Annotated in this window: 11 protein-coding genes; 3 read left to right on the top strand and 8 right to left on the bottom strand. The window is 70.4% G+C overall.

Translation table 11 applies throughout. From position 1 onward, the window contains the following. Positions 1-11 precede the first annotated feature (11 nt). The 4 genes from serS to ACGFNP_RS10755 all read right to left on the bottom strand — a co-directional run bounded on the left by serS (position 12) and on the right by ACGFNP_RS10755 (position 3,938). Positions 12-1,274: a serine--tRNA ligase gene (serS, locus tag ACGFNP_RS10770; protein WP_358341016.1), complete on the bottom strand. Its 1,263-nt coding sequence runs from the start codon at positions 1,272-1,274 to the stop codon at positions 12-14. A 41-nt stretch (positions 1,275-1,315) separates the two neighbouring features. Then, positions 1,316-2,236 carry a prephenate dehydratase gene (gene pheA, locus ACGFNP_RS10765; RefSeq protein WP_358341014.1) on the bottom strand — a complete coding sequence of 307 codons (921 nt, stop codon included), beginning with the start codon at positions 2,234-2,236 and terminating at the stop codon, positions 1,316-1,318. A 76-nt stretch (positions 2,237-2,312) separates the two neighbouring features. Continuing rightward, positions 2,313-2,708: a DUF4446 family protein gene (locus ACGFNP_RS10760; protein ID WP_393317117.1), complete on the bottom strand. Its 396-nt coding sequence runs from the start codon at positions 2,706-2,708 to the stop codon at positions 2,313-2,315. A gap of 42 nt (positions 2,709-2,750) precedes the next feature. Then, positions 2,751-3,938 carry a glycosyltransferase 87 family protein gene (locus ACGFNP_RS10755; RefSeq protein ID WP_393317114.1) on the bottom strand — a complete coding sequence of 396 codons (1,188 nt, stop codon included), beginning with the start codon at positions 3,936-3,938 and terminating at the stop codon, positions 2,751-2,753. A gap of 26 nt (positions 3,939-3,964) precedes the next feature. Between ACGFNP_RS10755 and ACGFNP_RS10750 the strand changes: the two genes are divergently transcribed. After that, positions 3,965-6,637 (top strand): hypothetical protein, encoded by a 2,673-nt coding sequence (locus ACGFNP_RS10750; RefSeq protein WP_393317111.1) that lies wholly within the window; start codon positions 3,965-3,967, stop codon positions 6,635-6,637. Here ACGFNP_RS10750 and mptB read toward each other — a convergent pair. The 4 genes from mptB to ACGFNP_RS10730 form a co-directional block, all read right to left on the bottom strand. Next, positions 6,519-8,078: a polyprenol phosphomannose-dependent alpha 1,6 mannosyltransferase MptB gene (mptB, locus tag ACGFNP_RS10745; RefSeq protein WP_393317108.1), complete on the bottom strand. Its 1,560-nt coding sequence runs from the start codon at positions 8,076-8,078 to the stop codon at positions 6,519-6,521. The genes ACGFNP_RS10750 and mptB overlap by 119 nt on opposite strands. An 85-nt stretch (positions 8,079-8,163) precedes the next feature. Then, positions 8,164-8,805 carry an STAS domain-containing protein gene (locus tag ACGFNP_RS10740; protein WP_393317105.1) on the bottom strand — a complete coding sequence of 214 codons (642 nt, stop codon included), beginning with the start codon at positions 8,803-8,805 and terminating at the stop codon, positions 8,164-8,166. 98 nt (positions 8,806-8,903) lie between these two features. Further along, complete coding sequence (locus ACGFNP_RS10735; protein ID WP_358341003.1) at positions 8,904-10,358, bottom strand: multicopper oxidase family protein; 1,455 nt, start codon at positions 10,356-10,358, stop codon at positions 8,904-8,906. Then, positions 10,355-10,729, bottom strand: coding sequence for a hypothetical protein (locus ACGFNP_RS10730; protein WP_393317102.1), 375 nt, complete (start codon positions 10,727-10,729; stop codon positions 10,355-10,357). The genes ACGFNP_RS10735 and ACGFNP_RS10730 overlap by 4 nt, the downstream gene beginning before the upstream one ends. 163 nt (positions 10,730-10,892) lie before the next feature. On the opposite strand from ACGFNP_RS10730, the gene ACGFNP_RS10725 reads away from it, so the two are divergent. Both ACGFNP_RS10725 and ACGFNP_RS10720 read left to right on the top strand, forming a co-directional pair. Then, complete coding sequence (locus ACGFNP_RS10725; protein ID WP_393317099.1) at positions 10,893-12,083, top strand: sensor histidine kinase; 1,191 nt, start codon at positions 10,893-10,895, stop codon at positions 12,081-12,083. Further along, positions 12,080-12,736, top strand: coding sequence for a response regulator transcription factor (locus tag ACGFNP_RS10720; RefSeq protein ID WP_358340997.1), 657 nt, complete (start codon positions 12,080-12,082; stop codon positions 12,734-12,736). The genes ACGFNP_RS10725 and ACGFNP_RS10720 overlap by 4 nt, the downstream gene beginning before the upstream one ends. Positions 12,737-12,755 lie beyond the last annotated feature (19 nt).

Below are 12,755 nucleotides of genomic sequence, written 5' to 3'. Positions count from 1 at the left end.
GGCGCGGTCTACTACTTGGACGGCTCCAGGATGTCGAGGCCGACGAAGGGGCGCAGCGCCTCGGGGACCACTACCGAGCCGTCGGCCTGCTGGTGGTTCTCCAGGATCGCGACGATCCAGCGGGTGGTCGCCAGCGTGCCGTTGAGCGTGGCCAGGTGCTGGGGCTTGCCGTCCTTGTCGCGGTAACGGACGCCAAGCCTGCGGGCCTGGAACTCGGTGCAGTTGGAGGTGGAGGTCAGCTCGCGGTAGCGCCCCTGGGTGGGGATCCACGCCTCGCAGTCGAACTTGCGCGCCGCCGACATCCCGAGGTCGCCCGCCGCCGTGTCGATGACGCGGTAGGGCACCTCGATCTTGGCGAGCATGTCCCGCTCCCAGGCGAGCAGCCGCTGGTGCTCCTCGCGCGCCTCCTCGGGCCGTACGTAGGAGAACATCTCCACCTTGTCGAACTGGTGGACCCGGATGATGCCCCGGGTGTCCTTGCCGTAGGAGCCGGCCTCGCGGCGGAAGCACGACGACCAGCCCGCGTAGCGGAGCGGCAGCTCGTCGCCGCCGAGGATCTCCTGGGCGTGGTAGCCCGCCAGCGCCACCTCCGAGGTGCCGACCAGGTAGAGGTCGTCCTCGGGGAGGCGGTAGATCTCCTTGTCGTGGGCCACGTGGAAGCCGGTGCCCTGCATGGTCTCCGGCTTGACCAGCACCGGAGTGATCATCGGGGTGAACCCGTTGGCGATCGCCTGCTGCATGGCCATGTTGAGCAGGCCGAGCTGCAGGCGCGCGCCGACGCCCTTGAGGAAGAAGAACCGCGAGCCGGACACCTTGGCGCCGCGCTCCATGTCGATGGCGCCGAGCTGTTCGCCCAGCTCCAGGTGGTCCTTCGGCTCAAAGTCGAACACGCGGGGCGTGCCATGGGTTTCGAGCACGACGTAGTCGTCCTCGCCGCCGTGTGGCGCGTCCTCGTCGACGATGTTGGGCACCGACTGCACGAGCTCGTCGAGCTCGGCGCCCAGCGTCTCGGCCTCCGCCTCGGCGGCCTTGACCTGGCCGGCCAGGTCCTTGGCCCGCTGGAGCAGCTCGGCCTTCTCCTCGCCCTGCGCCCTGGAGACCGACTTGCCCAGACTCTTCTGCTCGGCGCGCAGGGACTCGAACGAGGTCAGCGCGGCGCGGCGGCGCTCATCGAGGTCGAGCAGCGTGTCGACGATGGAGTCGTCCTCGCCGCGGGCACGCTGCGAGGCCCGTAGCCGGTCGGGATTCTCACGAAGGGTACGCAGGTCAATCACGGATAAAGGCTACCGGCGCCCGGTGACCGCCCGCCTCCGGATTAGACGCGTCCGGCCCGGATTCGGGCCAGCCAGTCTCCCGCCTCGGCGAACTCCGGGTCGGCCGTGCCCTTCTTGATCTGCGGAGCGACGCCGTCGGCACGCGGGTAGCTGCCCAGGAAGCGCACCTCGTCGCAGATGCGATGCAGCCCGGAAATGGCCTCACCGACGCGGGCGTCGGCGACATGACCCTCGAAGTCGAAGTGGAAGAAGTAGCGGCCGATGCCGTTGCCGGTCGGCCGCGACTCGATGCGGGTCAGGTTGACCCCGCGTACCGAGAACTCCGTCAGCATCTCCAGCAGCGCGCCCGGGTGGTCGTCTGCCAGGAACACCACGAGCGAGGTGCGGTCGGTGCCGGTCGGCTCGGGCAGCGCGCCCGCGCGGCTCACCCGTACGAACCTCGTCACGGTGTCGTTGCGGTCGCCGATGTCGTCGGCGAGCTCCACCAGCCCGTAGTGCTCGCCCGCGATGCGCGCGGCGATGGCCGCGTCGTACGGCGAGCCGGGCAGCGAGACCTCCTGGGCCGCGGCGGCCGTCGAAGGCGCCGCCACCACGACCGCGTCGGGCAGCTCCCGAGCGCAGAACGCGCGGCACTGCGTGATGGCCGCCGGATGCGTGTAGATCCGCTTGATGTGCACGATCTCGGTGTCGGGCCTGGCCAGCAGCGAGAAGCGTACCGGAAGCAGCAGCTCCGCCGTGATCAGCAGCGGCTCGCCCCAGGCGAACTCGTCGAGGGTCGTCGTGATCGCGCCTTCGATCGAGTTCTCCAGCGGGACGACCGCGCCGTCGGCCTCGCCATTGCGGGCGGCGGACAGGGCGGCGCCGACGTTGGCACAGGGCAGGCGGTCGGCTTCGGGCTCCAGGAGTCGCAGGGCCTCTTCGGTGAAGGTGCCCTCCGGTCCGAGATAGGCGAGTCTGGGCATGCGTACAAAGTATCCGCAGGTTACCGCGTGGCGTATGAACCTTTACTCACACGGAAATCTCGCAGTCGAGCCCTCTTCACCATCTGCCGGCCTGAGCGTCTATCAGCGGGCCGTGGCCCAGCCGGGCGGCTCGCACCGCCTGCTCCTCCTCCGGCGACAGCGGCTCCTCCCCCTTGCCGCTCACCACCGGCCGCACATAGGTGCGGGTCTCGGACCGGCCGTTGATCGAGGTCAGCACGATGCCGTCGCCCAGTCCGTTGATCATCGCGATCGAGAACGACAACCTCCCGGTCATCTCCTCAAGCGCGTCGTAACGGCACACGGCCACGTCGCGGATGGCCTTGAGATCGCCCTTGCCCTCGCTCGTCCGCCTGACCAGTTGCTGCCGGCATTCGTCGAGCGCGGTCCTGGCCTCCTTGAGCGCCCGAAAGCCGATGCAGACGCCGCTCACCCCGGCAACGAGACCCACCATAACCCATACGGTAATCAGCACGTAACAGAGAGTAATGGATCGTCAAGCCAGGTCGCGCCGCCTCGGCAACCAGGCGACCAACAACCAGACCAGCCCCAGCGCCCCCAGCCCGAACCCGTCCTGCACGATCTTGTCGAGCACCGGCACGCCCGCCACCTTCAACGCCACGCCCCACCAGGGGATGGGCAGCACGTAGTACAACCACACCCCCACGGCCACCCGCACCCTGACCGGATCCCGCCCGTCACCCACGATGGCCCCCAGCACCACGACCACCCAGGCGAGATGGTGGATCCAGGCGACCGGCGACAGCAGCACGGCCATGAGCCCGACCAGCGCGACGGCGGTCATCGGATCCTTGGCCTGGTACGCGTCACGCGCGCCGCGGAAGCCGTACCAGCCCACGACCGCCACCAGGCCGATCCAGAGCACGGACGTCACCGTGTCGTTCATGTAAAGGCGGATCAGCATGCCGCGGATCGACTGGTTGGTGGTGGCGGCGTTCGCGCCGAGCCGTTCGGGATCGAACAGCGCGGAGAACCAGAAGCCGGCCGCGTCGTGCGGGATCACCAGGAACGGCAGCAGCGTGAGCAGCGCCGCGGCGAACGCCGCCATGAAGAACGTCCGCCACTGCCGCGTCACCAGCAGGTAGATCAGGAAGACGCCCGGCGTGAGCTTCACCGCCGTGGCCAGCCCGATCAGGAACCCCCGCGGCCACCACGGCCGCCTGGCCACACAGTCGACCAGGCACAACGCGACCAGCAGAATGTCCACCTGCCCGAACCGGACCTGGTCCCGAATGGGCATCAGATAGGCGCAGGCCACCATGAGGAAGGCAAAGACCCACGGCGCGTACCGCTTCACCCCTCCGAGCACCCCTCTGAAGGAGTACGCCACCACGATGGCGAGCGACACGAAGACCCCGGCGGTCCACACCCACTGGGCGGTGTCCCAGGACATCTTGGCCAGCAGGACGGCCAGCATCGCCGCGATCGGCGGGTAGGTGAACGGCAGCAGTTGAGGCGCGGGCGTGGCGAACTCGTAGACGGGCCGGCCTTCGAGGAGCATCTGCCCGCCGGTCCGGTACACATCCAGATCGACCAGCCGCTGATCGTCGGGATTCGTCAGCCACTGCTGCACCAGCGGTGCGACGGCCACCGCGATGACCAGGACGGCAACCGCCCACGCCCACCACTGCCGCCGGATCGTCGTCGCCCTGCCACCTGTCACGGTGAGGCACGTTACCGTGGCTGTTGTTGATCGAGCGCGTCGTACTGGGGGTCCCGCACATGCAGCACGCCACCTTCAGCGCGCCCTCACACGTCCTTGCCGCGCTGCTCCGTCGCCGTTCGGCCACACACATCCTTGCCGCGCTGCTCCTCACCACCGTTCTGGCAGCCCTCTTCGGTGCGAGCCCGGCCGCTGCGGCAACGCCCACCGGTCGTGTGGAGGCGGCGACCTCCGTGCGTGGTCGGGTGGCCCTCATCGGGGTGCCGGGGCTCCAGTGGAGTGACCTGGACGAAACCCGTACCCCCAACCTGTGGAAGCTGGTCTCCCAGGGCGGCTCCGCGTCGCTTTCCACGCGGGCTGTGCCACCGCCCGACCGTGGCGTCACCTGCCCGATGGCCGGGTGGCTGACCGTGTCGGCGGGCCAGCGGTCCGGCACGGCAGGGCGTGGCTGTGCGGCGATTCCGGTGCCCCGGGGTGCCGGTGAGGGCGCCACGGTTCCGGGCTGGTCGGCGCTGGTCGCGTATCAGGCCGACACCGGGTACGACGCGCGGCTCGGCACGCTGGGCGGGCTGGTGACGTCCTCGGGCGGCAAGGTCGCCGCCATCGGCCCCGGCGCCGCGTTGGGCGCTGCCGATACGACCGGAAAAATCGCCAAATATGCCGATACTCCGGAGGCTCTCGGCGACCCCACTCCGTACAACCTGATCGTCATGGACGCCCCCGACCTCGCCGCCGCCTGGGCCCGTCAGCCGCTCGACGAGTACGGCGTGCCGACCCCTCTCCCCACCGCGACGAGACAGGCCGCCGTCGCGCAGGCGGATCGCCGCATCGGCGCCCTGCTCGGCAACCTGCCGAACGATACGACCGTCCTGGTGGCGGGCGTCTCCGACATCACCACGAACCCCCACCTCCACGTCGCCATCGCCACCGGCCCCTCCCCGAGCGGCCGGCCGTACCTGCACGGCTACCTGACGGCGACCTCCACCCGCCAGGACGCCCTGGTCACGATCACCGACCTCACCGCCACCGTGATCCAACTGCTGGACCTGGAGGCGCCCCGCGAGGTGGTCGGGCGCGCCTGGCAGAGCGACGTCACGGAGGCCCCGGCCACACCCGCCGACACGGTCAACGAGCTGTCGGACAGTGATCTGGCCAGCCAGGTGCTTCGGGAGGTTCGCGGCCCGTTCTTCGCCGTGTTCGTGACGGTCCAGCTGGTCTTCTACGCCTTCTCCGCCCTGGCCCTCCGCCGCCGTCGCCGCTCCGCCGGGGCTGGACAGACCCCCACCCCGACCACCGACCGTCCTGAAGGCTCTAACGGCCCTGAGGGCGGGGAGGGCGCTGACGGGATCGAAAGTGCCGCTCCCGCCCGGCCTGCGCCTGCCGGATCCACACCAACGGGCGCCTCGACCGGAGAAGCCGCACCCGCAGGAACCGGTTCCGCAGGTAGCTCGTCCGGCGAGACGGCTGCTGTAGGAGCCGCGTCTGCGATGCACATCTCTGCGGAGAGTCGCGGTGACATCGATGGTGCCGGTGCCGGCGCCGGTGCCGGTGATGTCGATGATGCCGGTGCCGTTGGTGCCCATGGTGCCGGTGGGCCGTCAGCGTCGGGGCCGGTGCCGGCGAGTGCTTCTCGGCTGCTGGCGGTTGTGCAGGTGGTGGCCGTGGTCAGTGGGGCCATTGCCGTCTCCACGTTCCTCGCGCAGTTGGTGCCGTGGTGGGCCCTGCCTTCGCCGATGTTCGGCGTCATCGTGACCATCCTCGCCATCGCCGGGTTGATCACCGGGCTGGCGTTCGCCGGGCCGTGGCGGGCGCACGTGCTCGGGCCTCTTGCCGTGGTCGCCGGCATCACCTCCGTCGCTCTGCTTGTCGACGTCATGACCGGGTCGACGTTGCAGGTCAATGCGGTGACCGGGTATGAGCCCGTCACCGGGGGGCGGTTCTACGGGTTTTCCAACATCGCCTTCGCCGTCTACTCGACGGGGACCGTGCTCGGGCTGGCGGGGGTCGCCCAGTGGCTGCTCAAGCGGGGGGTGTCGAGGTTTGTCACGGTGCTGGTGTGTGGCGCGTATGGGGCGTTGGCGGTGTTCGCGGATGGGTGGCCGTCGTGGGGGGCGGACTTCGGTGGGGTGCCGGCCTTTGTGATCGGTTTGGCGGTCTTCCTCATCCTGCTGGCCGGGCGGCGGGTCTCGATCACGAAGCTACTGCTGGTCGGGGTGGCGGGAGCCGTCCTCATCGGGGGCATCTCCCTCTTCGACTGGCTGCGGCCGGCGGCGCAGCGCACTCACCTGGGCAATTTCGTGCAGCAGATCATCGACGGTCAGGCGTGGACCGTGGTCTGGCGCAAGTTCAGCGCGATGATCGGCGTCACCGTCGGGAACTGGTCTCTCACGCTGCTCTCGCTGGTCGCGCTCGCGTTCCTCTTCTGGGTGCTCAATCGGCCGTCGCGCTGGGGTGCTCCCGCGCTCGGTCAGGCGTACGCGCTCGCGCCGACGCTCCGGGCGGGGCTGTTCGGGGCGCTCACGTGCGCTTTCATCGGGTTTCTCATCAACGACTCGGGCATCGCCATCCCGGCCATGGCACTCACGGTGGCGGTGCCGTTGACGCTCGCGGCTTCGGTACGCGCCCTGCAGCTCGCCACGCCCACCACACCAGAGCAGCGGTCAGCGCGATCAGTGCCCACGGGGCGATCCGCGACCTGACGACCGTACGGAGCCAGTCGAGGTCCTGAGGCATGACGTGGTCGAGGACGCGGGCGGGCAGGTAGGCGAGGGAGAGTATGAGCAGGTGCGTGATCAGCAGCCCGTCGAGCGCCGACGCCCCGACCAGGGCGAGCACCCCGAAAGCCAGCCCGTCGTACCAGGGCAGGATGTACGGCGTCGCGAACAGGTAGGCGATGACGATCACGACGGCGACCACAGGGGCGCTCAGCCCGGCCGACCCGGGAGAGGCGAGCGGGTGCGGTGAGCCCGAGGCGTGGAGTCTGGACATCAGGCGGAACAGCGACCAGGCCACAAGGGCGAGCACGAGCAGCGAGCCGATCTGGATCTCGCCCCGGTAGGCGCTGCCCTCGCCGATGATCGACTGCAGCCGCCCCTGGACGAGTTTCCAGAACGAGGCCAGTGAGATCGACTTGCTGGTGCGGGTCATCGGGCTGATCGCCTCGGAACCGACGATCACGTAGCCGACGACCACCACGGCCAGGGCGGTGCCCGCCATCAGGGCCAGGCGACCGGGCCGCCGTCGGAGCTCCCAGGCCGGGCCCAGCGCCACCAGGCCCGCGTTGATCTTCACCGCGACGCCGAGGCCGAGCAGGAGCCCGGAGCCGACCGGGCGGCCCCGGGCCAAAAGGGCGGCGACCATGCAGGCGACGGCCAGGGTGTCGACGTGCATGCCGGCGACCAACTGGTAGAGCAGCAGCGGGTTGGCCGTCCACAGCAGGGCCGCGCGCAGCCGCCGTTCGGGATCGTGTTGGGTGAAACGGTCGATCAGCAGGCCCGTCGCGATGAACGCGGCCGCGTTGACCAGGGCCAGGACGAAGATGGTCAGCCGGAGCGAGTCGCCGCCGATCCAGCTCGCCAGGGCCTGCACGGCCGTCGCCACCGGGCCGTAGACGCTCGGCTCCTCACGCCAGGGGGCTTCGACGGCGCCGGCGATGGGGTCGGCCGGCAGGTCGACGGCGCCGTGGGTGTAGGGGTTGACGCCCAACGTCACCATGCGTCCGTACGCGGCGTAGTTGAGGTGGTCGCCGGAGCCCGAGGGCGGCAGGAAGGCCAGCAGGGCGGCGGCCAGGCAGCCGAGGCGCACCAGCAGCCGGGGGTCCGGCAACCACTGACCGGCGCCCGGTGGGCCGGTGGCGAGCAAGCCGCTCGGGGACGCGCGAGTGAGCGCGAGCAGCAGACCCAGTGAGCCGAGTGCACCGAGCACGATCGCCGCTGCGGCGAGTGCCACCACGAGGTGGGGGCCGGGATCCAGGTGCAGGGAGAAGGGCGGTTGCCAGGCGGGGCCGCTCAGCGCGGGGACCATGACGGACGGGCCCAGCAGGCCGATGGCGATCGTCAGCAGGATCGAGGCGCCGATCGCCGCCGTGGCCGGCTGCGCGAGCCGGCCTGGCGCCTTTCCGCGCCGCGTCTCCGAAGTCACCCGCAAATTCCAGCACACTCGCCACGACGGTCAGGCCCGAGCTCAGCCAGCTGTGGATAACTCGGGAAGGGCGTCTGCCGAACACCTACCGCGGATACGGCAGATACGGCAGGACGATCCGAGAGCTCCGCGCGCCGTGACCCTCGTCCTCGGGCGCACCGCCGGAGTCCGCCTGGGACACGCTGCCGGAGCCTGCTTGGGACGCGCTGCCGGAGCCCGCCCGGCCTTTCACGGACGCCCCGTCGGCACCCGAGCGGCCTTTCACGGATGCGTCGTCGGCAGCCGGCCGGGCTTCGGGCACGCCACCGGCACCCGCCCGGCCTCCCATGGGCGCGCCACCGGCGCCTTCCCGGCGCCTTCGCTCCGCCGCGAGCACGATCTCCGCCACCGTCTCCTGGACGCCACCGCTGAGCTCCACGTACCGCAGCAGACCGGTACGTTCCAGAACGGTCACCAGCCGGTCTGGAGGGTTCGCCAGGATGATGCGGCCACTGCGCGTGGCCTGTACGCGCTGCAACGCCACCGCCAGCGCCCCGACCAGGGAGGAGTCGTAGAACACCAGATCAGCCAGGTCGAACACGAGAATGGGCCCCTCGGACCAGTCCCACACCTCCTGAATACGCGCGCTCAGACGCGCCCGACCGGAGTGATCCAGCTCGCCGCTCGCCCGAAGGACTGTGCAATGAACGTGGCGGATGGTGTCGATTCGCACTGCACGCGCGCTCATCGTTCCACTCACTTCCCCTAGCGTCGCCCTCCCCTCTGCCCGGGAAACGCCATGTCCAACGGTTCCGGACGGGTGAAGGCCGTCACAACACCACATGCTCAGACGACTTCGAAGGTGGCCATCATGGCCATGTCCTCGTGTTCGAGGTTGTGGCAGTGAAAGACATAGCGGCCGCGATAACCGGTGAACCGGGTGATGATCTCGACGGTCTGGGCGTCGCGCAGCTCAATCGTGTCCTTCCACTCCGGCGGCCCGGCGGGGCGCTCACCGTTGACCGACAGCACCTGGAACTGCGCCAGGTGCAGGTGTACGGGGTGGGCGACGTCGCTGGTCAGCCGCCAGATCTCGATGTCACCGAGCTTGGGCCTGGCCTCGATCCTCTCGGGGTCGAAGGGCTTTCCGTTGATCAGCCATGCACCGCCGCCGTGCATGGTGCCGCTGTTGAAGTCGAAGTCCCTGGTCACGGCGGCTTTCGACGGGTCGAGGCGGTCCACGTTCGACAGCACTTGCGGGATCGTCGACTCGTCGGCCTCGTCGCGGTCCACGACGAACCGCATCACCTTGGACTGCGGGCCCTGTCCATCCAGGTTCCGCAGCTCGATCTGGTCGCCGATCCGGTAGGCGCCGAAGTCGACGACCACGTCGGCGCGTTCGGCCGGTGCCAGCCGTACCTGCTTGGCGGCTCTGGGGGCGGCGAGCAGGCCGCCGTCGCTCGCGATGCGTACCATCGGGCCGCCCGACGACAGCGCCAGCTCGTACGTCCGCGCGTTGGAGGCGTTGAGCAGCCGCAGCCGGTAGCGGGCCCTGGCCACCCGGAGCTGCGGCCAGGGGGCGCCGTTGACCAGGATGACATCGCCCAGCACCCCGCCCATGTACGCCTCGCGCACGCCCGGCTTGCCCGGCAGGCCCGGGTACGGCATCGAGCCATCCTCGGCGAACGACCTGTCGCAGATCATCAGCGGGAGGTCGCGGTCACCGGCGGGCAACCCCAGAGCCTCCTCCGCCGGGTCCCGTACCAGGAAGAACCCGGCCAGTCCCCGCCACACCTGCGGCCCGGTGTAGTCCATCCGGTGGTCGTGGTACCAGAGCGTGGCCGCCCGCTGCCGCAACGGGAAGGTGTAGTCGCGCCGCGCGCCGGGCTGTACCAGGTCGGTGGGGTAACCGTCGGACTCCGGCGGAGTGTGCCCGCCGTGCAGGTGCAGCACGGTCGGCTGGGTGAGGCCGTTCGACAGGCGCACCACGGTCGTCTCCCCGCTGCGGGCCTCGATGGTCGGGCCGGGGAACTGCCCGCCATACCCCCAGATGGGAGTACGCAGGCCGGGCAGGATCTCCACCTCGGCGGCCTGTTCGACCAGGTCGTAGTGGCCGGGACTCGACGGCTTGGCCGGCGCGGGCACCGGCAGCGGCACCGCGAACGGCTGGGGCAGCGGCGCGCCGCTGGTCAGCAACTGAGGCTGGGGCGTGCGGGACAGCAGCGAACACCCGGGCGCCGCCGCCACCGCCGCCGCGCCCAGCCCGAGCAACCGCAACGCCTGGCGCCTGGTGACCGTCATGCCGTGGCCGGCGCACGGCGCGGCATCACCCGGCTGATGTGCATGACGCTGCCGCCGAACAGCAGCACGCCGAGCGGCACGTGCAGCGCCTTCACGTGCGCCATGCCCAGGGCCGCCTGGGCGACCGTGATCGCGAGAGTGAACGCGGCCGACCCCACGAAGCGCGCCGAACCGCCACCCGGACGCCACACCAGGATCGCCGCGATCAGGTTGAGCACGCCGGCGGCCAGCGCGGCGATCGCCGTGGCGGCGTGCACGGCGCGGCCGCCGGGCGAGGACAGCAACTGCCCGGCCGTGATCGCCTGTGTCAGGAACGCGGCGGCCTGCACGATGGCCATGACGCGTAGCAGGGGAAAGAACTTCGGTGTCATGACCGAGATGGTGTCGATTGTCCTCGCCCGGGGCGTCGTGCCTGGGAAGACACCTGTGACTACCACGTGGGGCGCGGGCCGGACGCGACTACCACACAGGGAGTAGCGCCGGTTCCGACCTGGTGCGGAGGAGGACGATCGGGAAACGCCGTACTGTGCAGGAATGAGCACTCGGTGGCGGCCGCTCGCGGCCGATGTGGCCGTCTCAGTGGCGCTGGGCGTCATGCTGCTGGTGGTCGCGCTGTCGACGCCGGGCACGGGCGTGCTGGAATATGTCGTCGTTGTAGCCGGTTCGCTGTCGATCCTCCTCCTTCGCCGGGCGCCGGTGGTGGCGCTGGTGATTTGTACCGTCTGCATGCTCGTCTTCTCGGTCGAGGCGCATCCGGGCCCACCGGCGGCGTTTCCCGTCATTCTGAGTGTGTTCGCGGCCGTCCATGCCGGACATCGGCTGGTGGCCGCGGGCGCGGGGGCCGTGTTCCTCGGCGGCAGCCTGGTGGCGAGCCTGGCCACCGCCACCGACCAGCCCGCCCTGAGCAGCCTCCAGAACACGAGCCTGCTGATCGGCTGGTTCGTCGCCGCGGGCGTGGCCGCCACGGTGAGCAGGCACCGGCAGGCGTACCTCCACCAGGTCGAGGAACGAGCCGCCGAGGCCGAGCGCACCCGCGAGGAGGTCGCCCTGCGGCGGGCGGGAGAAGAGCGGCTGCGCATCGCCAGGGAGCTGCACGATTCGCTCACCCACAGCATCTCGATCATCAAGGTGCAGGCGGGCGTGGCCGTGCATCTCGCGCGCAAGCGCGGCGAGGAGGTGCCCCCGGCGCTGCTGGCCATCCAGGAGGCGAGCGGTGACGCCATGCGCGAGCTGCGGGCGACGCTGGAGGTGCTGCGTGACTCCGATGCCGATGCCGGTGAGGCGTCGGGTAGCGGCTTGGACCGGCTCGACGACCTGCTGGACCGGGCGCGGTCCGCGGGCCTGCCCGCCACGGTGCTGATCACCGGTACGCGCGGGTCGCTGCCCGCCGAGGTCGACAGGGCCGCGTACCGGATCGTGCAGGAGGCGCTGACCAACGTCGCGCGGCACGCGGGCGGGGCGTCGGCGGCGGTACGCATCGACTACGGCCTGGACGAGCTCGTCGTGCAGATCGACGACGACGGCCGGGCCGGCGCGGACACGACCCACGTGCCCGGTGTGGGGCTGCTGGGCATGCGCGAGCGAGTCGCGGCCCTGGGCGGCCGGTTACGGGCCGAGGCCAGGCCGGAAGGCGGATTCACCGTCCGCGCCGAGCTCCCTGTGAACCTCTCCACCACACACCCCACGAGCGTCCCTGTCGGACTCCCTTCGGGAGGACGGTCGTGATCCGCGTACTACTCGCCGACGACCAGGCGCTCATCCGGGCGGGCTTCCGTGCGCTGCTGAGCGCCGAGGACGACATCGAGGTGGTGGCCGAGGCCGCCAACGGCGAGCAGGCCGTCGCCCTGGCGCTGGAGCACCGGCCGGACGTCGCGCTCATGGACGTGCAGATGCCGGTGATGGACGGCATCGAGGCCACCCGGCGGATCGCCGCCGACGAGCGGCTCCACGGCGTACACGTGGTGATCCTTACCAACTACGGGCTGGACGAGTACGTCTACAACGCGCTGCGGGCGGGCGCGGGCGGCTTCCTGGTGAAGGACACCGAGCCGACCGACCTGCTCCAGGGCGTGCGGGTGGCGGCACGGGGCGACGCGCTGCTCTCGCCCGCGATCACCCGCCGCCTGATCGGCGAGTACGTCGGCCGCCGCCCGAATCCCGCGCCCACCAGGCTGGAGATCCTCACCAACCGGGAGCGTGAGGTGACGGCGCTGGTGGCCAAGGGGCTGTCGAACGACGAGATCGCCACCCAGATGGTGATCAGCCCGACCACCGCCAAGACCCACGTCAGCCGGGCCATGACCAAGCTGCACGCTCGGGATCGGGCCCAGCTCGTCGTCTTCGCCTACGAATCGGGCCTGGTCCTGCCAAGGGGATGACGCCCTACGCGACATACTG

Origin of the sequence: Nonomuraea sp. NPDC049269 (assembly GCF_043197155.1) — a bacterium.
GTDB lineage: Bacteria > Actinomycetota > Actinomycetes > Streptosporangiales > Streptosporangiaceae > Nonomuraea.
The sequence above is the reverse complement of the archived record's forward strand: the minus strand, read 5'-3'. Positions and strand labels throughout refer to the sequence as shown.

What these genes read in the sequence shown, in the direction of transcription:
- pheA (WP_358341014.1), bottom strand. Translation starts at nt 2,236, where the DNA reads ATGCCCAGACTCGCCTATCTCGGACCGGAGGGCACCTTCACCGAAGAG.
- ACGFNP_RS10760 (WP_393317117.1), bottom strand. Translation starts at nt 2,708, where the DNA reads ATGGTGGGTCTCGTTGCCGGGGTGAGCGGCGTCTGCATCGGCTTTCGG.
- ACGFNP_RS10740 (WP_393317105.1), bottom strand. Translation starts at nt 8,805, where the DNA reads ATGAGCGCGCGTGCAGTGCGAATCGACACCATCCGCCACGTTCATTGC.
- ACGFNP_RS10735 (WP_358341003.1), bottom strand. Translation starts at nt 10,358, where the DNA reads ATGACGGTCACCAGGCGCCAGGCGTTGCGGTTGCTCGGGCTGGGCGCG.
- ACGFNP_RS10730 (WP_393317102.1), bottom strand. Translation starts at nt 10,729, where the DNA reads ATGACACCGAAGTTCTTTCCCCTGCTACGCGTCATGGCCATCGTGCAG.
- ACGFNP_RS10725 (WP_393317099.1), top strand. Translation starts at nt 10,893, where the DNA reads ATGAGCACTCGGTGGCGGCCGCTCGCGGCCGATGTGGCCGTCTCAGTG.